This is a genomic window from Chromobacterium rhizoryzae (assembly GCF_020544465.1).
GTDB lineage: Bacteria > Pseudomonadota > Gammaproteobacteria > Burkholderiales > Chromobacteriaceae > Chromobacterium.
The window spans coordinates 4926077-4947962 of sequence record NZ_CP066126.1; the positions used below are offsets into that span (position 1 = coordinate 4926077).

Sequence of the window (21886 nt, forward strand, 5' to 3'; positions counted from 1 at the left end):
TTTGGTCCGGCCCCGCGGTTCACAGCCAGTAGACGAAGACGAACAGCAACAGCCACACCACGTCGACGAAGTGCCAGTACCAGGCCGCCGCCTCGAAGGCGAAATGATGCTGGCCGTCGAAATGCCCGCGCATCACCCTCAGCCACACCACCGCCAGAATGATGGTGCCCAAGAGCACGTGCAGGCCGTGAAAACCGGTCAGCATGAAGAAAGTCATGCCGTAAGCGCCGGAGGCCAGGCTCAGATTCAACTCGCTCATCGCGTGGCCGTATTCGTACATCTGCAGGCAGAGGAACAAGCTGCCCAGCAACACGGTCAACAGCAGCCCCAGCTTCAATTGCGCGCGCCGGCCTTGCAGCAGCGCCCAATGCGCCCAGGTCACCATCGCGCCGGAACTCAGCAGGATCAGGGTATTCAGCGCCGGCAGGCCCCAGGCCCCCATCGCCTGATAGGGCTTGGTGATGCCCGGCCCGGTCAGCAGCGGCCAGGACGGCTCGAAATCCGGGTACAAGATTTTGTAGTCCATCTCGCCCAAGGTCGGCACCGACACCACCCGCACCCAGTACAAGGCGCCGAAGAAGGCGCCAAAGAACATCACCTCGGAGAAGATGAACCAGCCCATGCCCCAGCGGAAGGACATGTCTTCCTTGCCCTGGTAGTCGCCGTGCCGGCTTTCGCGGATCACGTCGCCGAACCAGCCGAACAACATATAGATCAGTATCAGCGCGCCCACGCCCAGCGACAGCTTGCCCAGCGGCTGGCCGTTGACGGCGAAAGCCGCGCCCAAGCCCAGGCAGAACAGCGCCACCGCGCCCACCGCCGGCCAGCGCGATGGCTGCGGCACAAAGTAATGCGTCTGTTCCCGCTCGTTCGCTGTCGTCATTGCGTTCTCCCTGCACACCGATTAGGACGTGGCCAGCCGCACCACCAATAGCAACACGCCGATAAAAGTCGCCGCCAGCAGCAGCGCGGTCAGTATCAGCTGCAGCGGCGAGAGCTTGCTGTCCTCGCGCGCGTCCGCCTTGCGGCGCACGCCGAAAAAGGCGGACAACACCGCCAACACGCCTTGCCATGCCCTCATGAGCCCGCTCCCGCATTGCCCGGCACGTCAAACACGGTATAGGCCAGCGTGATGCTGTCTATTGAGGCCGGCAAACGCTTGTCGACGACGAACACCACCGGAAAGCGTCTGGTTTCGCCGGGCGCGAAGGCCTGCTGGCGGAAGCAGAAGCACTCCAGCTTCTTGACGTACTCACCGGCGGCGGCGGGCAGATAGCGCGGAATCGCCTGCCCCACCACCCGCTGACCGCTGGCATTGGTGATCTCATACTCCACCTGCACGAACTGGCCGGGCTTCACCTTGAGCCGGGTCTGCAAGGGGCGCACCTGCCACGGCAGGCCGGCCTGCACCGTGGCATCGAAAGTCATTTCGACATCGTGCGCCGCCGCCGTGGCCGGCGCGGACTCGTCCAGGCTATCGGCCTTGACCACGTTATTGAGGCCGGTGACTTCGCACACCACGCGGTATAGCGGGATCAGCCCCCAGGCGAAAACGAACATCAGCAAGGCTACCACCGCCAGTTTCTTCATCAGCTGGCGGTTGCTGCGACCCTGCTTGGCGGCGGCTTCCATCGCATCGTCCTCAGTGGTGCTCGCCGCCGGTGCTGGACACCACCACGCCGTTTTCAATCACCTCCAGCTGCGGCGCTTCGGCGAAGCTGTGATAGGGCGCCGGGGTGGGAATCGCCCACTCCAGCGTATTGGCGCCCTCCCACGGATGATGCGGCGCGGGCTTGCCGTGGCGCAGCGAGCGCAGGATGTTGTAGAGGAAGATCAACTGTCCCAGGCCGAACATGAAGGCGCCGATGCTGGCCAGCTGGTTGAATTCGGTGAATTGCAGCGCGTAGTCGGGAATCCGCCGCGGCATGCCGGCGAGGCCGAGGAAGTGCATGGGGAAGAAGGTGACGTTGAACCACAGCAAGGACCACCAGAAATGCAGCTTGCCCAGGCCCTCGTGGTACATCTTGCCCGTCATCTTGGGAAACCAGTAATAGATGGCGGAGAACAGGCTGAACAGCGCCCCGGCCACCAGCACGTAATGGAAATGGGCGACCACGTAGTAGCTGGCGTGCAGCTGGATGTCCACCGCCGCCACGCTGAGGGTGACGCCGGACAGGCCGCCTATGGTGAACAGCAGGATGAAGCCGATGGCGAACAGCATGGGCGTTTCAAACGTCATGCTGCCTTCCCACATGGTGGCCACCCAGTTGAACACTTTGACCCCGGTGGGCACCGCGATCAGCATGGTCGCGTACATGAAGAACAGCTGGGCGGTGGCCGGCATGCCGGTGGCGAACATATGGTGCGCCCACACCATGAAGGACAGGATGCCGATGCTGGAGGTGGCGTAAACCATGGAGGCGTAGCCGAACAAGGGCTTGCGGGCGAAGGTGGGAATCACCTGGCTGACGATGCCGAAGGCCGGCAGCGCCATGATGTAGACCTCGGGATGGCCGAAGAACCAGAACACGTGCTGATACAGGATGGGGTCGCCGCCGCCGGCGGCGTTGAAGAAATGGGTGCCGAAGTGACGGTCGGTCAACACCATGGTGACCACGCCGGCCAGGACCGGCATCACCGCGATGATCAGGTAGGCGGTGATCAGCGAGGCCCAGGCGAACATCGGCATCTTCATCATGGTCATGCCCGGCGCGCGCAGATTGAGGATGGTGACGATGATGTTGATCGACCCCATGATGGAGCTGACGCCCATGATGTGGATGGCGAAGATGGTCATGTCCATGCCCATGCCCATCTGGGTGGACAAGGGCGCGTACAGCGTCCAGCCGGCCGCCGCCGCGCCGCCGGGCACGATGAAGGACAGCAGGAGCAGCAGCGCCGCCGGCGGCAGCAGCCAGAAGCTCCAGTTGTTCATCCGGGCGAAAGCCATGTCCGGCGCGCCTATCATCAGCGGCAGCATCCAGTTGGCCAGGCCGGTGAAGGCCGGCATGATGGCGCCGAACACCATGATCAGGCCGTGCAGGGTGGTGAACTGGTTGAACAGCTCCGGCTGGAAGAACTGCAGGCCGGGCTGGAACAGTTCGGCGCGGATGCACAGCGCCATCACCCCGCCGGACAGGAACATGATGAAGGAGAACCACAGATACATCGAACCGATGTCCTTGTGGTTGGTGGCCGCCAGCCAGCGCATGATGCCGCGCGGGCGCTCGTGATGCCCCGGCGCGTGCCCGGCATGGCCGGCGTCATCGACAATTGCCATATCGCTCTCCTTGCATGGGTTCGCCGCCGCTCCCGGCCTCAGCCGGTGGCGCCGCGGGCCGCCTTGATCTCTTTGGGCTGCACCAATTCGCCGGTGTGGTTGCCCCAGGCGTTGCGCTCATAGGTGATCACCGCGGCGATGTCGGTATCGGACAGCTGCTTGCCCCAGGCTTGCATCGCCGGGTTTTTCTGACTGCCGAACAAGACGATGTGGATGTGCGCCGGCTTGTCGGCGATGGCTATCTTGGAACCGTCCAGCGCCGGGAAGGCGCCGGGCAGGCCCTTGCCGTTGGCCTGATGACAGGCGACGCAGTTCTGGGCGTAGACTTTTTCGCCGCGGGCTTTCAGATCGGCCAGCGTCCACACCTTGTTGGGATCGTCCGCCGCCGCGGCCATTTGCTTTTTCTTGGCTTCCAGCCACTTGGCGTAGTCGTCCGGCGTCTTGGCCTCCACCACGATGGGCATGTAGCCGTGGTCCTTGCCGCACAACTCGGAGCACTGGCCGCGATAAGTGCCGGGTTTGTCTATGCGAAACCAGCTGTCGCGCAGAAAGCCGGGAACCGCGTCCTGCTTGACGCCCAGCTGCGGCACCCACCAGGAGTGGATCACGTCGTTGGCGGTCAGCAGCAGCCGCACTTTCTTGCCGGTGGGCACCACCAGCGGCTCGTCCACTTCCAGCAGGTAATTGACCGGTTTGGCCGCGGCGTTGGCGATGGCCTCGCGCGGCGTGGACAAATGGCTCATGAAGCCGAAATTATCGTCCAGGTAGTCGTAACGCCACTTCCATTGATAGCCGGTGACCTTGACCGTCATGTCCTCGCCGCGCGTGCTCTTCTGCGACAACACCGCCTTGGTGGCCGGCCAGGCCATGCCGATCAGGATCAGCAGCGGAATCACCGTCCAGATGATTTCCACCGTGGTGTTTTCATGGAAGTGCTTGGCCTGATGGCCGGCGGCTTTGCGGTGGCGGACGATGGCGTACATCATCACCAGGAACACCAGCGCGAAGATGACGCAGGTGATCACCAGCAACATGGTGTGCAGGTCGTATTGCTGGCGGGCAATGGGAGTGACGGGGGCTTGCAGATTCAACTCGGCCGCTGACGCGCAGGATATCGGCAGCCAACAGCAAAGGACGCGCATACAGGACATGGAGCCCCCCTAGAAATCCTCAACTGACATGAAATGGTGCTGACTGGTCCGGTCTATTCCCATGACCGGTTAATGGCATGCTAGAAAAAAAGGTCAAGGAAAACAAGAAAATGTCTTGCGGCAACGCAATAAAATATTACGGATGGGAATCGCGGCGCGCGCCGTTCCGCGCCCGGCGGCTCAGTTGGATTCGCCGGCCAGGTGCGGCACTTCCAGCAATAGCGGCGCCGGCATGTGTCTTTGCAGGGTTTCCAGGTTCTGCTCGTAGGCCTGTTGCTGCGGCACCACTCGATTGGCCACCCAGCCGGCCAGCGGCAGGCCGGCGTCCAGCACCGCGCGCGCGGTCAGCAAGGCGTGGTTGATGCAGCCCAGCCGCATGCCCACCACCAGAATCACCGGCAGTTGCAAGGCCTTGGCCATATCGGCCATGAACAGCCGGTCGGACAGCGGGGCCATCCAGCCGCCCGCCGCTTCCACCACCACCACGTCGGCGCAGGCGGCCAATTGCTGGTAATGGTCGACGATCACGTCCAGCCGGATGTCCACGCCGGCCTCGCTCGCGGCGATATGCGGCGACACCGGCGGCAGGAATCGATAGGGGTTCATCAGTTCCAGATCGGACTGGCCGGTGGCGGCGGTCAGCCGCGCCACGTCGTCGTTCCACCAGCTGCCGTCGGCCAGCAGTTCGCAGCCGGAAGCCACCGGCTTCATCGCCAGCACGCGTTTGCCTTCGGCCTGCCATTGGCGGATCAATTGCACGGCGACGTGGGTCTTGCCGATTTCGGTATCGGTGCCGGTGATGAAGAAGGCTGCGGACATGGGCGCTTTCCGTAATGGGGAAGGAGAGAGCTGGCAGTCTAGCGCCGGCCCGTCCGCGCGTAAAACGCAAAAACCCCGGCTCCGCCGCGCAACGACGCCGACCTCATGGGTCGGCTGTCCGCCGCGCGGCCTTGTGAGCCGGGGCAAAAAGGGTCGGCCTTGTGGGCCTGATGGACTTCACACTCGATAAAGTGAACTCCCTGGGCCGGACGGTCTAACGCTGACTGCACGCCGACAAGGACGGGATGGAAAACCTTGTCGACGACGCGCCGCGCTGGCCGCCTCGGCCGGAAAACCTCATACCAGCGCTTGTGCGTTCAGCTTTTGCTCCTGGTTCATCAATTTGTTCAAGGCCGACAAATAGGCCTTGGCCGAGGACACGATGATGTCGGTGTCTGCGCCCAGGCCGCTGACGATGCGGCCGTCTCGCGCCAGGCGCACCGTCACTTCGCCTTGGGATTCGGTGCCCTTGGTGATGGCGTTCACCGAGTACAGTTCCAGTTCCGCGCCGCTGGCGGCCACGCTTTCAATCGCCTTGAAGGCGGCATCCACCGGACCGGAGCCGCTGGATTGGGCGCGGCGCTCTTCGCCGTGCGCCAGGAAGACGATGGAGGCCACCGGCGCTTCGCCGGTTTCGGTGGCGATCTTCAAGGACACCAGTTTGTAATCCTCTTCGCGGACGGTGCTGAACTCGTCCGACACCAGCGCGTGCAGGTCCTCGTCGAAAATCTCGCGCTTGCGGTCCGCCAGCTCCTTGAAACGGGCGAAGGCGGCGTTCAGCGCTTCTTCGCTGTCCAGCACGATGCCCAGCTCGATCAGCTTGGTCTTGAAGGCGTTGCGGCCGGACAATTTGCCCAGGGTCAGGCGGTTGGTGCTCCAGCCCACCGATTCGGCGGACATGATCTCGTAGGTTTCGCGGTGCTTGAGCACGCCGTCCTGATGAATGCCGGACTCGTGGGCGAAGGCGTTGGCGCCGACGATGGCCTTGTTGGGCTGCACCGGATAGCCGGTCACCGTGGACACCAGCTTGGAGGCCGGCACGATCTGGGTGGCGTCGATGCCGGTTTCCAGCGCGAACACGTCCTTGCGGGTGCGCACCGCCATCACCACTTCCTCCAGGCTGGCGTTGCCGGCGCGCTCGCCCAGGCCGTTGATGGTGCATTCCACCTGGCGCGCGCCGCCCAGCACCGCGGCCAGGCTGTTGGCCACCGCCATGCCCAGGTCGTTGTGACAGTGGGCGGACCAGACCACTTTGTCGCCGCCCGGCGTCTTGGCGATCAATTCGCGGAAGAAAGCCTCGGTGATGAAGGGCACCGCGTAACCGACGGTGTCCGGCACGTTCAGCGTGGTGGCGCCGGCCTTGATCACTTCGCCGAAAATGCGCGCCAGAAAGTTGATGTCCGAGCGCAGCGCGTCTTCGGCGGAGAACTCCACGTCGTCGGTGTATTCGCGGGCGATTTTCACCGCCGCCACCGCCGCCGCCACCACTTCGTCCGGGCTCATGCGCAGCTTCTTCTCCATATGGATGGGGCTGGTGGCGATGAAAGTATGGATGCGGCCGCGCGCCGCCGGCTTGATCGCTTCGCCCGCGGCGCGGACGTCGCGCTCGTTGGCGCGGGCCAGACTACAGACGGTGGAGTCCTTGATCACCTCGGCGATGGCGCGGATGGCGTCGGCGTCGCCCGGGCTCGCCGCGGCGAAACCGGCTTCGATGATGTCCACGCCCAGACGCTCCAGCTGGCGGGCAATCCGGATCTTTTCTTCCTTGGTCATCGATGCGCCCGGCGATTGCTCGCCGTCGCGCAAGGTGGTGTCGAATATATAAAGACGATTGCCCATCTGGCTGTTTCTCCCTGGTCCCTGCATTGCAATTTCCGCGCCTGTCCCGACGCCGATCAGATAATCGTTGAAATCGAAGCGTTTACCCTGGCTGGCCGCCATCACCGCCAGCTTGTTGAGCTGGGCCAATGGCAGGCTGCCGCGTTCTCTCCATTTGTATATCGCCGCCCGAGTCACCGGCTCATCGGCGAACAAGCGATTCAGATCCTCAGCCAGCTGTCCCGGCCCGCCGAAGTCCGCAATCAAGCGTTCAATGTCCAATTGCATCATGTGCTCCCGCAGCAAATTTTGATCCAGCCTACCGGCAAGCAAGACATAAAGTCAAATCTGCATGCTGAAAACTGTGATTAAAACGTTACACCGGATGTCCAAGCCAAAAATATCGGACATTATGTCTATTTTTGCTTGGCAATTGCCTAAGCTTTAAGCAAAGCGCAAGCGATCAGACGCCGGCAGATCGGTTATACTCTTGGGTTTAGTCAGATTGATCGAGGACAAACCAGTGTCCGAACGCCTGTTCGTGCTGTTGCAACATCTGATGCCCAAGCTGGCCATGACCCGATTGGCGGGCCGCATCGCCAACTGGGAAGGCGGCAGCCTGACGCAATGGATCATCCGCCGCTTCATCGCCCGCTATCAGGTGGACATGAATGAAGCCGCCGCCAGCGATCCCTCCGCCTACGCCAGCTTCAACGCCTTCTTCACCCGCGCCCTGCGCGCCGACGCGCGCCCGCTCTCGAGCGAACGGCTGGCTTGCCCGGTGGACGGCGCCATCAGCCAGTTCGGCCGTATCGAACAGGGGCAGATTTTCCAGGCCAAGGGCCGCAGCTACTCCGCCCAGGCCCTGCTGGCCGGCGACGCCGAATCGGCGCGCCGTTTCGACGACGGCCATTTCGCCACCATCTACCTGAGCCCGCGCGACTACCATCGCATCCACATGCCTTGCGACGGCCGCCTGCTGCGGATGAGCTATGTTCCGGGCGAGCTGTATTCGGTGAACCCGGCCACCGCCCGCGGCGTGGACCGCTTGTTCGCGCGCAATGAACGCGTGGTCTGCCTGTTCGAGGGGCAGGACGGCCGGCCCTTCGCGCTGGTGCTGGTGGGCGCCACCATCGTCGGCAGCATGGCCACCGTCTGGCACGGCGTGGTCAATCCGCCGCGGCCGGGCCAGATCCGGCACTGGGACTACCGCGACCAGGACATCCGTCTGGCCAAGGGCGAGGAGATGGGCCGCTTCTTGCTGGGCTCCACCGTGGTCTTGCTGTTCCCGCAAGGCCCGCTGAGCTTCAACCCCGCCTGGCAAGCCGCCGGCGCGGTGCGCATGGGCGAGGCGATGGCCGACTGAAGGCTCTCGCTCCAAACGCAACGGCGCCCAGGGCGCCGTTTTTCATGGGCCGGCCTTGCGTCCGCGCCGTCCAAACGCAAAAAAGCCGGGAAATCTCCCGGCTTTGCTTAATGCAGCAGCCCGCGGACTCAGTTCTTGGACTGGTCCACCAGCTTGTTCTTGGCGATCCACGGCATCATCGCGCGCAGCTCGGCGCCCACTTTCTCGATCGGGTGATCAGCGGTCAGACGACGACGCGCGGTCATGCTCGGATAGTTGGTCTTGCCTTCCAGGATGAACATCTTCGCGTATTCGCCGGACTGGATGCGGTACAGCGCCTTCTTCATCGCGTCCTTGGTGGCGGAGGTCACCACTTCCGGGCCGGTCACGTACTCGCCGTACTCCGCGTTGTTGGAGATCGAGTAGTTCATATTGGCGATGCCGCCTTCGTACATCAGGTCGACGATCAGCTTCAGCTCGTGCAGACACTCGAAGTAAGCCATTTCCGGCGCGTAGCCGGCTTCCACCAGGGTTTCGAAGCCGGCCTTGACCAGCTCCACCGCGCCGCCGCACAGCACGGCCTGCTCGCCGAACAGATCGGTCTCGGTTTCCTCGCGGAAATTGGTCTCGATCACGCCGCCCTTGGTGCCGCCGTTGGCCGCCGCGTAGGACAACGCCACGTCGCGCGCCTTGCCGGACTTGTCCTGATAGACCGCGATCAGGGTCGGCACGCCGCCGCCCTTCAGGTATTCGGAGCGCACGGTGTGGCCCGGGCCTTTCGGCGCCACCATGATCACGTCGACGTCGGCCGGCGGCACGATCTGGTTGTAATGGATGTTGAAGCCGTGGGCGAAGGCCAGCGCCGCGCCCTTCTTCAGATTGGGCGCGATGTCCTTGCCGTAGACGTCCGGCTGCGATTCATCCGGCAGCAGAATCATCACCACGTCGGCCTTCTTCACCGCCTCGGCCACTTCCTTGACCTTGTGGCCGGCCGCTTCCGCCTTCTTCCAGGAAGCGCCGTCCTTGCGCAGGCCCACCACGACGTCCACGCCGGAGTCTTTCAGGTTCTGCGCATGGGCGTGGCCCTGGGAACCGTAGCCGATGATGGCGACTTTCTTGCCCTTGATGATGGAGAGGTCAGCGTCTTTGTCGTAGAAAACTTTCATTTGCAATCCTTGATTTCGTTTGTTTAGGCGGCCCGGCCCTTGGCCGGCGCCCGCCTGCTTCAGATTTTCAGAACCCGCTCACCCCGACCAATGCCGGATGCGCCGGTACGGACCGTTTCCAGGATCACTGTGCGGTCCACCGCCTCGATGAAGGCGCCGAGCTTTTCGCTCGTACCGGTCAGCTCGATGGTGTAAGTCTTTTCCGTCACGTCGATGATGCGTCCGCGGAAGATGTCGGCCATGCGCTTCATCTCCTCGCGGTCCTTGCCGGTGGCGCGGACCTTGATCAGCATCAGCTCGCGCTCGATGTGCTCGGATTCATTGAGGTCTATCACCTTGACCACCTCGATCAGCTTGTTGAGCTGCTTGGTGATCTGCTCGATGACTTCGTCGGAACCGTGAGTGACGATAGTCATGCGCGACAGCGTCGGGTCCTCGGTCGTGGACACTGTCAGCGAATCGATGTTGTAGGCACGGGCCGAAAACAGGCCCACCACGCGGGACAATGCGCCCGCTTCGTTTTCCAGAAGAATGGATAGGATATGTCGCATACCGGCTGGCCTCAACACATATTGCCGTAGTCACGGTTGTTCTCGAAGGGCACGTTCTGCACCTCGCTCATGTGCTCGGGCAGGTCCATCTGGTCCAGGCCCTTGCCGTTTTGCACCATCGGGAACACGTTCTCGGACTGGTCGGTACGGAAATCCAGGAACACCAGCCGCTCCTTCAGCTTCTGGCTGAACGCCTCCTTCAATACCGGCTCCACATCGGCGGGGTCTTCCACCTTGAAGCCGATATGACCATAAGCCTCGGCGATTTTGACGAAGTCCGGCAAGGCGTCCATATAGGATTCGGAATAGCGCGTGCCGTAGAAGAACTGCTGCCACTGGCGCACCATGCCCAGGTAGCGGTTGTTCAAGGCCAGCACCTTCACCGGGGTGTGGTACTGCTTGCAGGTGGACAGTTCCTGGATGTTCATCTGGATCGAGCCCTCGCCGGTGATGCAGGCGACGGTGGCGTCCGGATTGGCCAGTTGCGCGCCCATCGCCGCAGGCAGGCCGAAGCCCATGGTGCCGAGTCCGCCGGAGTTCAGCCACTGCTTGGGATTGTCGAACTTGTAGTACTGCGCCGCCCACATCTGGTGCTGGCCCACGTCGGATGTGACGATGGCCTTGCCGCCGGTGATTTCGTACAGCTTCTCCACCACGTACTGAGGCTTGATCAGCTCCGTGGACGGGGTGTACAGCAAACAGTTGTGGCCGCGCCATTCCTCAATCTGCTTCCACCAGCCGGCCAGGGCTTGAGCGTCCGGCTTCTGGCCGGATTGCTTCAGCAGGTCCAGCATGTCTTTCAGCACATGCTTGACGTCGCCGACGATGGGGATGTCCGCCTTCACCCGCTTGGAGATGGAGGACGGATCCACGTCGATGTGGATGATCTTCTTCGGCTGGCTGAGGAAGTGCGAGGGCACGCTGATCACGCGGTCGTCGAAACGCGCGCCTATGGCCACCAGCACATCGCAGTACTGCATCGCCATATTGGCTTCATAAGTGCCGTGCATGCCCAGCATGCCGAGGAACTGCGGATCGGAACCCGGATAGGCGCCCAGGCCCATCAGGGTGTTGGTACACGGCAAGCCCAGCGATTTGACCAGCTCGGTCACTTCGCCGGCGGCATTGCCCTGCACCGCGCCGCCGCCCACGTAAATAAAGGGGCGCTTGGCTTCCAACAGCAGGTTCACCGCTTTCTTGATCTGCCCCGGGTGGCCGCGGGTAGCCGGCACGTAGGAGCGGATATGCACGCTTTCCGGGTATTGGAATTCCGTGCGCTGCTGGGTGATGTCCTTGGGGATGTCAACCACCACCGGACCGGGACGACCGGTCTTGGCGATGTAGAACGCCTTTTTGATGGTGGCGGCTATTTCATTGACGTCCTTGACCAGGAAGTTGTGCTTCACGCACGGGCGGGTGATGCCCACCATGTCCACTTCCTGGAAGGCGTCCAGGCCGATGGCCGGAGACGGCACCTGGCCGGACAGCACCACCATGGGGATGGAGTCCATATAGGCGGTGGCAATGCCGGTCACGGCATTGGTCGCGCCGGGGCCGGAGGTGACCAGGGCCACGCCCACCTTGTCGCTGGAACGGGAGTAGGCATCGGCGGCATGCACCGCCGCCTGCTCATGCCTGACCAGCACATGTTTGAATTTGTCCTGCCGGAAAATGGCATCGTAGATTTCCAGCACCGCGCCGCCGGGGTAGCCGAAAACAAATTCGACACCTTCTTCCTGCAGGCAGCGGACAACCGCTTCCGCGCCCGATATCTGCATATCGCCTCTTGTCTTTGCGTTAGTTTCATCCCGTATCGGACGACCTTAGCGTATTGCTTTGAAACCGGTCAAGTGCTTTTGTGCAGGTGCAATATGCGTCTAAGCCTCGGTAAATTCAGGAAAAAAATCAGGCTTGGCCGAATCGGCGGCGCTCTGCTACCATCTTCTGTTGGCATCAACTCAAACTCTCATCCGATGGCTAGCCGCGAGGAAATGGCCGACTTCCTGGAGTCGGCGGAGAAACGCGCTTTCAAGCAGGCGTGGTATGCGGTCCAGAACGAAGACAGCGCATTGGATATCGTGCAGGACTCGATGATGAAACTGGCGGATCGCTATCCGCACGCCCCGGCGGCGGAACTGCCGCTGATCTTCCAGCGCATCCTGCAAAACACCATCCGCGATTTCTACCGCCGCAGCAAGGCGCGCCGTTTCGTCAGCACGCTGCTGTCCTCGCTGATCCCCGCCCGCGAGGAGGAGGACGGCCCGGACCCGCTGGAAGTGCTGGACGTGGCCGCTGACGAGGCGCACAGCAACCCCGAGCTGTGGTGTGCGCGCAAGGAAACCGCCGTGTTGATCGAGGCCTCGCTGCAGTTGCTGCCCGCCCGTCAACGCGAGGCCTTTTTGCTGCGTTATTGGGAGGGTCTGGATGTCGCCGCCACCGCGCGCGTGATGGGCTGCTCGGAAGGCAGCGTGAAAACGCATTGCTCGCGCGCCAATCACACGCTGGCCGCCATCCTCGCGCAAAAGGGAGTGACGCTATGAAACCTTCCAATCCCCTGCCCGGCCATGTGTCCCGCGTGCTGGACCACGCCAGCGACGATCTCGACCCCGCGCTGGAACGCAAGCTGCGCCAGGCGCGCGAATGCGCGCTGAGCCGCTTCGACGCCCATTCCCCCGGCGCCGCGCCCCCGCGCGAGCGGCTGGGCCTGTGGGCTCAACGCCATGTGTTGTCGCTCCGCCGCGGCGGCCTGGCCTTGGGCTTCGCGCTGTTGACCGGCGCCGGCATGATGCTGGCCGAAGACCTGCTGCTGGAGGAAGAAGCGGTGGACGCCGCGCTGCTGGCGCAGGATCTGCCCTTCGAAGCCTTGCTGGAGCCGCATTTCAGCCGAGGCCTGCATGAATAGCGGCCGCCGCCTGCTGCTTGCCCTGTGCCTGAGCGGGCTGCTGGCGCCGGCGGCCAAGGCCAGCCCGCCGGCCAACCCCAGCTGGGCGCAGTTGAGCGCGGAACAGCAGCAGGTGCTGGCGCCGCTGGCCACGGAATGGGACCGCTACGCGCCGTATAAAAAGCAGAATCTGCTGGCCATCGTGCCGTCCTTCCAACAGCTGCCGGAGGCCCAGCGCCAGCGCGTGCAACAGAAGCTGAAAGCCTGGTCCGAACTGAGCCAGCAGCAGCGCGACGAAATCCGCGCCAACTGGAAAGCCTTGCAGCAGATGCCGCCCGAACAACGCCGGCAGGCCATCCAGCGCCTGCAACAACAACATAAAGCCCAAGATGCCTCCCGCTGACGCCCCCGCCCTGACTCCTCCGACACTGAAACGCAGCCTGGCCAGCCTGTTCTACGAATTGCTGCTGGTCGCCGCGCTCTTGCTCACCGTCACCGCGGCGCTGACGCCGTTGCAAACGCTGATCGGCCAGGGGCCGCTGTTCAAGGCCCTGCTGAAAGGCGTGCTCGCCGTCGCGCTGTTCGGCTACTTCGGCTATTGCTGGGTGCGCAGCGGCCAGACCGTGGCGATGAAGACCTGGCGCATCAAGCTGGTCAACGCCCGCGGCGGCGGCATTGTCTGGAAGCAGGCGGCGGCGCGCTACCTGATCGGCCTGACCTTGTTCGTCGGCATGCCGGCGGTGTCCTACCTCGGCTGGGCCAATGCCTACGGCCACCAGCCGCAGGCGCTGTGGCTGGCGCTGAGCTGGTGCCTGGTGCCCTTCCTGGCCAAGTTCTACGACCGCGACAAACTCTTCCTGCACGACAGACTGGCCGGCACCCGGCAGATCGTGCTGCCCAAGCCGCCGCATCCGGGCAAGAAGCGGCGCGGCGAGCCCACGCCGAGCTGACTAAGCCCGCGCCAGCAAAGGCTCCGTCTCGGCGAACTCCGCCAGAACGTCCAGCAAGACCCGCACCCGCGCCGGCGGATAACGCCGTTGCGGCCATACCGCGTACACCGGCTGCGCCGGCATTTCCCAGCCGGCCAAGACCTGCCGCAAGCCGCCTTCCGCCAACTGACGGTGGCACAGGCTATGGGGACAGACGGCAATGCCGACGCCGGCCTCGGCCAAGCGGCGCGGCAGCAGCATATCGTTGACCCGCAGCCGCGGCGGCGGCAACTCCCATTCCGCGCCGTCGTCCCGGCGTCGCAAATGCCAGCGCTCGAACGGCTCCGCCACCAGCAAGGCGTGGCGCGCTAGCGCCTCCGGCGTCCGCGGCTCGCCTTGCGCCGCCAGATAGGCCGGCGCGGCCACCAGCAAAGTGCGCACCCAGCCCAGCCGCCTTTGGTTCAAGCTGGAGTCCGGCTGCTCCCCTACCCGCAAGGCCAGGTCCGCCATGCCGCTGAGCAGGTCGTCGATGGCGTTGTTCAGATGCAGCTCCAAGCGCAAGTCTGGATAGTCTCTGAGCATCCGCCGCCACACCGGCACCAGGACGTCGTTGCCCAGACTCAGCGGCGACAGCACCCGCAGCACGCCCTTGACCTGGTGCAGCGAATCGGCCAGCGACGCGGCGGTCTGGCTCAGCGATTGCAGCAAGGGCCGGCATTGCTCGTAGTACTGCCCGCCTTCCGCCGTCAGCTCCATCCGCCGCGCGCTGCGGTGCAGCAGGCGACAGCCCAACTCCCGCTCCAGCGCCTGCAAGCGCCGCGACAGGGTGGCGGTGGGCACGCCCAGCCGCCGAGCGGCGGCATTCAGGCTGCCGGCGTCGACAATGCTCACGAATAACTGCAGATCATCCAGCATGATTTCATTTTTGGAATTTGAATTCGATATTTTAAGTCTATTTACATAAATGATTTTTGCCTAGACTGGCCTTGCAGCTCGCCGCTGCGACTCTCTCTTGAAAGGAATTGCCATGTCTCTGCGCCTGCCCTACACCCAACTGTCCCCCGCCGCCTACCAAGGGCTGGCCAGCGTCAAAGCCAGCCTGCAGCACAGCAGCCTGGGCCTGCCCTTGATCGAGCTGGTTTACCTGCGCGTATCCCAGATCAACGGCTGCGCCTTCTGCCTGAAAATGCACGCGTCGGCCCTGCGCGCCAGGGGGGAAAGCAATGAACGCATCGATTCTCTGGCCGGCTGGCGCGTCAGCGAGTTGTACAGCGCCCGCGAACGCGCGGCGCTGGAATGGGCGGAATCGCTGACCGACATCGCCGTCACCCAGGCGCCGGACCAGCACTATCTGCCCTTGCAGGAACACTTCAGCCCGGAAGAAGTGGCGGACCTGAGCTTCGCCATCGCCCTGATGAACGCCTTCAACCGGCTGGCGGTCAGCATGCGTCAGTAAGCGCGCTTCCCGCTGGTGCGGGTGATGACTGAAGACTATTATTTCACGTGAAGATAAACTAACTTCAAGCCGTGCTAATCTCTGCGCCCGGTAGTCATCCAGTTGTCACCCACACATCAGGAACCGTCAGTGATGCAACAAGCACCAGACCAGATTGACCGTATCGTGGCCCTGTGGCGCGAGGTTCGCCCGGACTTGGACCCATCCTCCACCGAAGTGGTCGGCCGCATTGTGCGAATGGAGTACTTCGTCACCCGCCGCGTACTGCACGATTTGGCGCGCCACAATCTGAATGTCGGCGAATTCGACGTGTTGGCCGCGCTGCGCCGCGGCGGCGAGCCGTTCCAGCTGTCCCCCAATCAACTGCAAGGCATGGTGCTGATTTCCTCCGGCGCGCTGACCAACCGCATCAATCGTCTGGAAGAAGCCGGCCTGGTGACCCGCTCGCCGGACCCGGGCGACCGCCGCGGCGTGATCGTGACGCTGACGCCCAAGGGCTTCGAGGTGATCGAGGACGCCGTCGGCAACCATCTGTCGGCCGAGGCCGAGTTGATCGAGATGCTGGACGCGGAAGAACGCGCCACGCTGGCGCGCTTGCTGAAAAAGATGCTGCAAACCCAGGAGGATTGAAATGCGCGCGCCCTCCTGTAGCCTGCCGCGCTGAGCGGACAAAAAAAACCGGCCTGGATTCCAGAGCCGGTTTTTTTTTGCATCCGCGCTTCAGCGCAGCAGCGGCGGCGCGGCGCCCGCCGCCGCCGTTTTCACCGGCAGCGGCGCCACCCAGTGCCAGCGGCCTTTCCAGGCCCCCATCACCAGATTGGGATACTCGGCGCGGCCCAGGCTGCCGTTGTAGCGGCCCAGCGCGCGGAACAGATTGCCGCGCTCGATATCCAGGTAGTAACGCAGAATGGTGCAGCCGTAGCGCAGATTGGTGGTGAGATCGAACAGATTGTGCTGCGCATTGCCTATGCTGCGCACCCAGAACGGCATCACCTGCATCAACCCGCGCGCGCCGGCGCCGGAGATCGCGTACTTGTTGAAGCCGCTTTCCACCTGGATCAGGCCCAGCACCAGCTGCGGGTCCAGGCCGGCGCGGGTGGCCTCGTAATGGATGGCGGTGAGCAGACGCTCGCGCGTCCATTTATCCGGAATCCGCTTGGCCAGCCGGCTGGACATCTCTCCCAGCCAGGCGTCGGCCTCGCGCTGGTCGTCGAACACCAGCCGCGGCGCATTGGCGTCCGACACCGAACGGCGCATGGTGGAAGCGACGTTGGCAGCCAGCGCCTCTTCCTTCTGCGCGCCGGCCCACGCCGGCATCGCTGCCAGCGCGGCCAACAATACGACGATGCCGGATCGGATCATAAGACGGTCACAGCCCCAGTTTGGCTAGCACTTGTTCCAGCATAGCATCGGCGGCCAGCGCGCTGGCCTCCGCGTCGCGACGGTGCTGGTACTCGACCTTGCCTTCCTTCAGGCCGCGGTCGCCGATGGTGACGCGATGCGGCGCGCCGATCAGTTCCCAATCAGCGAACATCGCGCCCGGGCGCTCGCCGCGGTCGTCCAGGATCACGTCCACGCCCTTGGCCAGCAGGCCTTGGTACAAGGCGTCGGCGGCGGCCTTCACCTCGGCGGAACGGTCATAGCCCACCGGGCAGATCACCAGGGCGAACGGCGCGATGGCGTCCGGCCAGATCATGCCCTTGTCGTCGAAGTTCTGCTCGATCGCCGCGCCCAGAATGCGGGTGACGCCGATGCCGTAGCAGCCCATCTCGAACGGCTTGGGCTTGCCGTCCTCGTCCAGGAAGGTGGCGTTCATCGCTTCCGAGTACTTGGTGCCCAGATAGAACACATGGCCCACTTCGATGCCGCGCTGGATCGCCAGCTCGCCCTTGCCGTCCGGCGAGGCGTCGCCGGCCACCACATTGCGGATGTCCATCACTTCCGGCTCCGCGCAATCGCGGCCGAAGTTGACGCCGGTGTAGTGCTGATCGTCCTCGTTGGCGCCGGTAATCATGTCGGCCATCTTGGCGACGGTGCGGTCGGCGATGACGCGGCCCTTGAAGCCCACCGGGCCCAGCGAGCCGGGATTGGCGCCGAAGGCGGCCTTGATCGCGGCCGGCGAGGCGAAAGTCAGCGGCTTCTTGATGCCGGCGATCTTCTCCGCCTTGACTTCGTTCAGCTCGTGGTCGCCGCGCACCAGCAACAGCACCGGCTGATCTTCGTCGCCGTCCACCACCACCGCCTTGACGGTCTGCTTGACGTCCACGTTCAGGAAACCCACCAGATCGGCGATGGTCTTGACCTTGGGCGTGTGCACCTTGGCCATGGCCGCGCCGGCGGCCGCGCGTTCGCCGGCCGGGGCCACGGCTTCGGCCAGTTCGATGTTGGCGGCGTAGTCGGAGTCCGGGCAGTAGACGATGGCGTCCTCGCCGGTGTCGGCGATCACCTGGAATTCATGCGAGCGGTCGCCGCCGATCGCGCCGGTGTCTGCGGCGACGGCGCGGTAGCTCAGGCCCAGGCGGTCGAAGATGCGGCAGTAGGCGGCGTACATATTGTCGTAGCTGACGCCGGCGGCGTCGGCGCTGCGGTCGAAGGAGTAGGCGTCCTTCATCGTGAACTCGCGGCCGCGCATCACGCCGAAGCGCGGACGGCGCTCGTCGCGGAACTTGGTCTGGATCTGGAAGAAGTTCTTCGGCAGCGCGCGGTAGCTGCGCAGCTCGTTGCGGGCGATGTCGGTGATCAGCTCCTCGGCGGTGGGCTGCAAGGCGAAATCGCGCTCATGGCGGTCCTTGAAGCGCAGCAACTCCTCGCCCATCTTGTCCCAGCGGCCGGTTTCCTGCCACAGGCCGGCCGGTTGCACCACCGGCAGGCTGACTTCGATTGCGCCGGCGCGATTCATCTCTTCGCGCACGATGTTTTCCACCTTGCGCACGCTGCGCAGGCCCATCGGCATCCAGGAGTAAATGCCGGCGGCCACTTTGCGGATGAAGCCGGCGCGCATCATCAGTTTCTGGCTGGCGATGTCGGCGTCGGCGGGGGCTTCCTTCAGGGTGGAAATGAAAAACTGCGATGCGCGCATGATGCGTCCTTGGCAATACGGTGTAATTGAGGGCTTGATTGTAGCGTTTGCCGCGCCTCGCGGCCAAGCCTTGCGCCGGCATCGCCGATTTGCGCTATAAAGATGCGTGTCCCGCCCCCCGCCGGCTACCCCAGATGCGGCCGCCGCGCAAGCAGACAGCCCGGACTCTGTCGTTTTACGAGAACACATCTCGGCTCTTGCGCGGCCTTTGCTTGGCTTACCCAGACCTCTGGAGTAATCTGCGCGCTCAAGAACCACCGATATTGCTGTGCAGCAATATACGGTGACGAACAATTCCATTGGATGCTTATGCAGGATCACAACAAACAGGCCATGGCTGGCCTGACCCTGGCCGCCTTGGGCGTGGTATACGGCGACATCGGCACCAGCCCGCTGTATACCCTGCGCGAATGCTTCACCGGCCAGGGCATCCCCACCACCCCGGAAAACATCTTCGGCATCTTGTCGCTGATCTTCTGGTCGCTGATTTTCGTGGTTTCCATCAAGTACGTGGCCTTCGTGCTGCGCGCCGACAACCGCGGCGAAGGCGGCATCATGGCGCTGATGGCGCTGGCCCGTCATTACACCACTCACGCCGCGCGCTGGAAGATCGTGCTGCTGGGCTTGTTCGGCGCGGCGCTGTTCTACGGCGACGCCATCATCACCCCGGCAGTGTCGGTCTTGTCCGCCGCCGAGGGCATGGAGCTGATTTCGCCGGCGATGGAAAGCTATGTGCTGCCGATGGCCATCGGCGTGCTGACCGGCCTGTTCCTGCTGCAACGCTTCGGCACCGCCAGCGTCGGCCTGCTGTTCGGCCCCATCATGCTGGTCTGGTTCTCCGTGCTGGGTCTGCTCGGCTTGCACCAGATCGTGCAAGCGCCGCAAGTGCTGCAGGCGCTCAATCCCTACCACGCGCTGCACTTCATCGGCCACAACGGCTGGGGCTCCTTCCTGACCCTGGGCTCGGTGGTGCTGGCGCTGACCGGCGCCGAGGCGCTGTACGCCGACATGGGCCATTTCGGCAGCTCGCCGATCCGCCGCGCCTGGTTCAGCCTGGTGCTGCCCGGCCTGGCGCTGAATTATTTCGGCCAGGGCGCGCTGCTGATGCAAAACCCGGCGGCGATCAAGAATCCCTTCTTCCTGCTGGCGCCGGACTGGGCGCTGCTGCCGCTGATCGTGATGGCGACGCTGGCCACGGTGATCGCGTCGCAGGCGGTGATTTCCGGCGCCTACTCGCTGACCCGCCAGGCCATCCAGCTGGGTTACTGCCCGCGGCTGGAAGTGCAGCACACCTCGGAAAAAGAGATCGGCCAGATCTATATGCCCTTCATCAACTGGGCGCTGCTGATCGCGGTGATGGTGGTGGTGCTGACCTTCAAGACTTCGTCCAGCCTGGCCGCCGCCTACGGCATCGCCGTCACCGGCACCATGCTGATCACCACCTGCCTGTTCTTCGTGGTGGCCCGGGTCAACTGGCGCTGGCCGCTGCCGCTAGCGCTGGGCGTCACCCTGATGTTCGCCACCATAGACCTGGGCTTCTTCAGCGCCAACATCCATAAAGTGGCCGACGGCGGCTGGCTGCCGCTGGTGCTGGGCATGGTGATCTTCACCCTGATGAGCACCTGGAAGCAGGGCCGCGAGCTGCTGTTCACGCGCCTGCGCGACCAGGCGCTGCCGCTGGACAGCTTCATCGAGAACCTGGAAGCCTATCCGCCGACGCGGGTGCAAGGCACCGCGGTGTTCCTGACCAGCACCTTGCACGGCGTGCCGCACGCGCTGCTGCACAATCTCAAGCACAACAAGGTGCTGCACGAGCGGGTGGTGTTGATGACGGTGCGCACCGAAGACGTCCCCTATGTGGCGGAAGAGGACAGACTGGAGATTGTGCAGATGTCGGCTTCGTTCTGGCGCGTGGTGGCCCGCTACGGCTTCAAGGAAGACCCGAACGTGCTGCAGGTGCTGGAAGACTGCACCGCCCAGGGCCTGGCCTTCGAGCTGATGGACACGTCCTTCTTCCTGTCGCGGGAAACCATCGTGTCCACCGAGCGTCCGGGCATGTCGCGCCTGCGCGAAAAGCTGTTCGTGTGGATGAGCAAAAACGCGATGCGCGCCACCGACTTCTTCCAGGTGCCGACCAACCGGGTGGTGGAGCTGGGCGCGCAAGTCGAGCTGTAAGCCCTCCCGCCCCGCTCCCAAGCCGGACCGGCCCTGCCTGTCCGGCTTTTTCGCGCCTGACTCTAGCGTTGCAGGCCGCTGTCCGCCTCCGCCCGCGCCCAATCGAAGAACGGGCCGGGATCGGTCTTGCGCCCCGGCGCGATGTGCTCGTGGCCGATGACGGCGCTAAGCGGCAGCTTGCTCCGCAATACCCGCGCCAGCGCTTGCAGCGTGCGGTATTGCGCCTCGCTGAACGGCTCGAAATCGCAGCCTTCCAACTCCACGCCGATGGAAAAATCGTTGCAGCGCTCACGCCCCCGCCAGCTGGACACGCCGGCATGCCAGGCGCGCCGCGTCACCGGCACGAACTGCTGCAGCTCGCCGGACCGACGAATGAAGAAATGGGACGACACCCGCAGATGCTGGATTTCGGCGTAGAACGGATGCTCGTCAGGATTCAGCCGGTTCTGGAACAGCTGTTCCACGCCCAAGCCGCCGTAGCGATACGGCGGCAGGCTGATGTTGTGGATCACCAGCAGTTCCGGCGCCATGCCCTCGCCGCGTTCATCGTGATTGGGCGAGGGCAACCGGCGCGCGCCGTCCAGCCAGCCGTCTTCCAATAATTGCAAAGCAGGCGGCGGGGCCGGCTGATAATTCAAACGCCACAACATCAAGCCGTCCGGCGTGGACCAGCGCTGCTCGGCGACGAAACCGGCCTTGCGGTACAAGGACAACGCGGCAATATTGACCTCGGCGGTGTCCACGCTGACCTCGCCCTCGCCCACCAGCGCCCGGTTCAGCAGGCGATAGCCCCAGCCGGCGCGCAGCTGTTGCGGATCCACCACCACTCTTTCGATATGCAGACCGCCGTCCTCGCGGCGCGAGGCCACCAGCAGGCCGCGCAGGCTCTCGCCCTCGAACGCGCCCCAGACCGCGTCGGCGCAGGCCCGCGCCGCGGCCAGATCGGCCCACAGCACGGGCAGGTGCGGATAGGACAGCCACTCCGCCTCCAGGCGGTGGGCGGCCAGTTGCAGATCCAAGGCGCGCGCGGCCAGCGCGGCGTCCCTCAAATCCAGGCTTTTCACTTCAAACGGGGCTTGCATTCACTCTCCCTGCGCGCGTAACCGATGCAACAATCCGGTAACTGGAACAGTCCAATATCACACTTGTTTTCTGAGACCCTACGCGGTATCAAGAACAACCGGGGCGGACAAGCCTTCATCCTGCATTCTACCGCTCCAGCCCGGCGGAAGGCTC

General features: G+C 63.9%; 22 protein-coding genes and 1 pseudogene. 8 read left to right on the plus strand and 15 right to left on the minus strand.

Features of this window, described 5'->3' with window-relative positions; genetic code table 11:
* Positions 1-19: 19 nt before the first annotated feature.
* From JC616_RS22510 to JC616_RS22540, 7 genes are all read right to left on the minus strand, one after another.
* Positions 20-883, minus strand: a complete 864-nt coding sequence (locus JC616_RS22510; RefSeq protein ID WP_227105548.1) for a cytochrome c oxidase subunit 3 — start codon at positions 881-883, stop codon at positions 20-22.
* A 21-nt stretch (positions 884-904) separates the two neighbouring features.
* Positions 905-1081 carry a DUF2970 domain-containing protein gene (locus JC616_RS22515; protein WP_081544914.1) on the minus strand — a complete coding sequence of 59 codons (177 nt, stop codon included), beginning with the start codon at positions 1079-1081 and terminating at the stop codon, positions 905-907.
* A complete protein-coding gene (locus JC616_RS22520; protein ID WP_227105561.1) occupies positions 1078-1632 on the minus strand; it encodes a cytochrome c oxidase assembly protein in 555 nt (184 codons plus the stop codon). The genes JC616_RS22515 and JC616_RS22520 overlap by 4 nt, the downstream gene beginning before the upstream one ends.
* Positions 1633-1642: 10 nt before the next feature.
* On the minus strand, positions 1643-3280 hold the full coding sequence (gene ctaD, locus JC616_RS22525) for a cytochrome c oxidase subunit I (protein ID WP_227105563.1): 1638 nt from the start codon (positions 3278-3280) through the stop codon (positions 1643-1645).
* A gap of 38 nt (positions 3281-3318) precedes the next feature.
* Positions 3319-4371: a cytochrome c oxidase subunit II gene (gene coxB, locus JC616_RS22530; protein WP_253313900.1), complete on the minus strand. Its 1053-nt coding sequence runs from the start codon at positions 4369-4371 to the stop codon at positions 3319-3321.
* Positions 4372-4611: 240 nt separating this feature from the next.
* Complete coding sequence (bioD, locus tag JC616_RS22535; protein WP_107800998.1) at positions 4612-5250, minus strand: dethiobiotin synthase; 639 nt, start codon at positions 5248-5250, stop codon at positions 4612-4614.
* Positions 5251-5547: 297 nt separating this feature from the next.
* On the minus strand, positions 5548-7356 hold the full coding sequence (locus JC616_RS22540) for a 2-isopropylmalate synthase (protein ID WP_107802039.1): 1809 nt from the start codon (positions 7354-7356) through the stop codon (positions 5548-5550).
* Between the two features lie 235 nt (positions 7357-7591).
* Between JC616_RS22540 and asd the strand changes: the two genes are divergently transcribed.
* Complete coding sequence (asd, locus tag JC616_RS22545) at positions 7592-8434, plus strand: archaetidylserine decarboxylase (protein WP_227105566.1); 843 nt, start codon at positions 7592-7594, stop codon at positions 8432-8434.
* Positions 8435-8562: 128 nt separating this feature from the next.
* Here the strand turns inward: asd and ilvC are convergent, their stop codons facing one another.
* Genes ilvC through ilvB form a run of 3 tightly spaced genes read right to left on the minus strand, consistent with a single transcriptional unit; the run spans position 8563 to position 11908 of the window.
* On the minus strand, positions 8563-9579 hold the full coding sequence (gene ilvC / locus JC616_RS22550) for a ketol-acid reductoisomerase (RefSeq protein ID WP_048407995.1): 1017 nt from the start codon (positions 9577-9579) through the stop codon (positions 8563-8565).
* 59 nt (positions 9580-9638) lie between these two features.
* On the minus strand, positions 9639-10130 hold the full coding sequence (gene ilvN, locus JC616_RS22555; RefSeq protein WP_019101853.1) for an acetolactate synthase small subunit: 492 nt from the start codon (positions 10128-10130) through the stop codon (positions 9639-9641).
* Positions 10131-10141: 11 nt separating this feature from the next.
* Complete coding sequence (gene ilvB, locus JC616_RS22560) at positions 10142-11908, minus strand: biosynthetic-type acetolactate synthase large subunit (protein ID WP_107801000.1); 1767 nt, start codon at positions 11906-11908, stop codon at positions 10142-10144.
* Between the two features lie 195 nt (positions 11909-12103).
* Here ilvB and JC616_RS22565 point away from each other — a divergent pair, with 195 nt between their 5' ends.
* Genes JC616_RS22565 through JC616_RS22580 form a run of 4 tightly spaced genes read left to right on the plus strand, consistent with a single transcriptional unit; the run spans position 12104 to position 13961 of the window.
* Positions 12104-12670: an RNA polymerase sigma factor gene (locus tag JC616_RS22565; protein WP_107801001.1), complete on the plus strand. Its 567-nt coding sequence runs from the start codon at positions 12104-12106 to the stop codon at positions 12668-12670.
* Positions 12667-13032 (plus strand): DUF3619 family protein, encoded by a 366-nt coding sequence (locus tag JC616_RS22570; protein ID WP_227105568.1) that lies wholly within the window; start codon positions 12667-12669, stop codon positions 13030-13032. The genes JC616_RS22565 and JC616_RS22570 overlap by 4 nt, the downstream gene beginning before the upstream one ends.
* Positions 13025-13414, plus strand: a complete 390-nt coding sequence (locus tag JC616_RS22575) for a DUF3106 domain-containing protein (RefSeq protein ID WP_227105570.1) — start codon at positions 13025-13027, stop codon at positions 13412-13414. The genes JC616_RS22570 and JC616_RS22575 overlap by 8 nt, the downstream gene beginning before the upstream one ends.
* Entirely contained in the window at positions 13401-13961 is a 561-nt protein-coding gene (locus JC616_RS22580; RefSeq protein WP_227105572.1) for an RDD family protein, read from the plus strand. Before JC616_RS22575 ends, JC616_RS22580 begins: the two co-directional genes overlap by 14 nt.
* On the opposite strand, the gene JC616_RS22585 is transcribed toward JC616_RS22580, so the two are convergent.
* A complete protein-coding gene (locus tag JC616_RS22585; RefSeq protein WP_107801005.1) occupies positions 13962-14855 on the minus strand; it encodes a LysR family transcriptional regulator in 894 nt (297 codons plus the stop codon).
* 112 nt (positions 14856-14967) lie between these two features.
* Here JC616_RS22585 and JC616_RS22590 point away from each other — a divergent pair, with 112 nt between their 5' ends.
* Both JC616_RS22590 and JC616_RS22595 read left to right on the plus strand, forming a co-directional pair.
* Entirely contained in the window at positions 14968-15396 is a 429-nt protein-coding gene (locus JC616_RS22590; protein WP_107801006.1) for a carboxymuconolactone decarboxylase family protein, read from the plus strand.
* A gap of 132 nt (positions 15397-15528) precedes the next feature.
* Entirely contained in the window at positions 15529-16026 is a 498-nt protein-coding gene (locus JC616_RS22595; protein ID WP_107801007.1) for a MarR family winged helix-turn-helix transcriptional regulator, read from the plus strand.
* 90 nt (positions 16027-16116) lie between these two features.
* On the opposite strand, the gene JC616_RS22600 is transcribed toward JC616_RS22595, so the two are convergent.
* Together JC616_RS22600 and JC616_RS22605 are read right to left on the minus strand one after the other, a co-directional pair.
* The gene (locus JC616_RS22600) at positions 16117-16758 is read right to left on the minus strand and encodes a lytic transglycosylase domain-containing protein (RefSeq protein WP_107801008.1); all 642 of its coding nucleotides are present in this window, start codon (positions 16756-16758) and stop codon (positions 16117-16119) included.
* A 7-nt stretch (positions 16759-16765) separates the two neighbouring features.
* Positions 16766-18475: a proline--tRNA ligase gene (locus JC616_RS22605; protein ID WP_227105574.1), complete on the minus strand. Its 1710-nt coding sequence runs from the start codon at positions 18473-18475 to the stop codon at positions 16766-16768.
* Positions 18476-18784: 309 nt separating this feature from the next.
* Between JC616_RS22605 and kup the strand changes: the two genes are divergently transcribed.
* On the plus strand, positions 18785-20650 hold the full coding sequence (kup, locus tag JC616_RS22610) for a low affinity potassium transporter Kup (RefSeq protein ID WP_107801010.1): 1866 nt from the start codon (positions 18785-18787) through the stop codon (positions 20648-20650).
* 62 nt (positions 20651-20712) lie between these two features.
* Here the strand turns inward: kup and ampD are convergent, their stop codons facing one another.
* Together ampD and JC616_RS22620 are read right to left on the minus strand one after the other, a co-directional pair.
* A complete protein-coding gene (gene ampD / locus JC616_RS22615; RefSeq protein ID WP_227108621.1) occupies positions 20713-21300 on the minus strand; it encodes a 1,6-anhydro-N-acetylmuramyl-L-alanine amidase AmpD in 588 nt (195 codons plus the stop codon).
* A 48-nt stretch (positions 21301-21348) separates the two neighbouring features.
* Positions 21349-21732 (minus strand): annotated as a pseudogene (locus JC616_RS22620) (GNAT family N-acetyltransferase); the annotation flags it as partial.
* Positions 21733-21886: the final 154 nt, after the last annotated feature.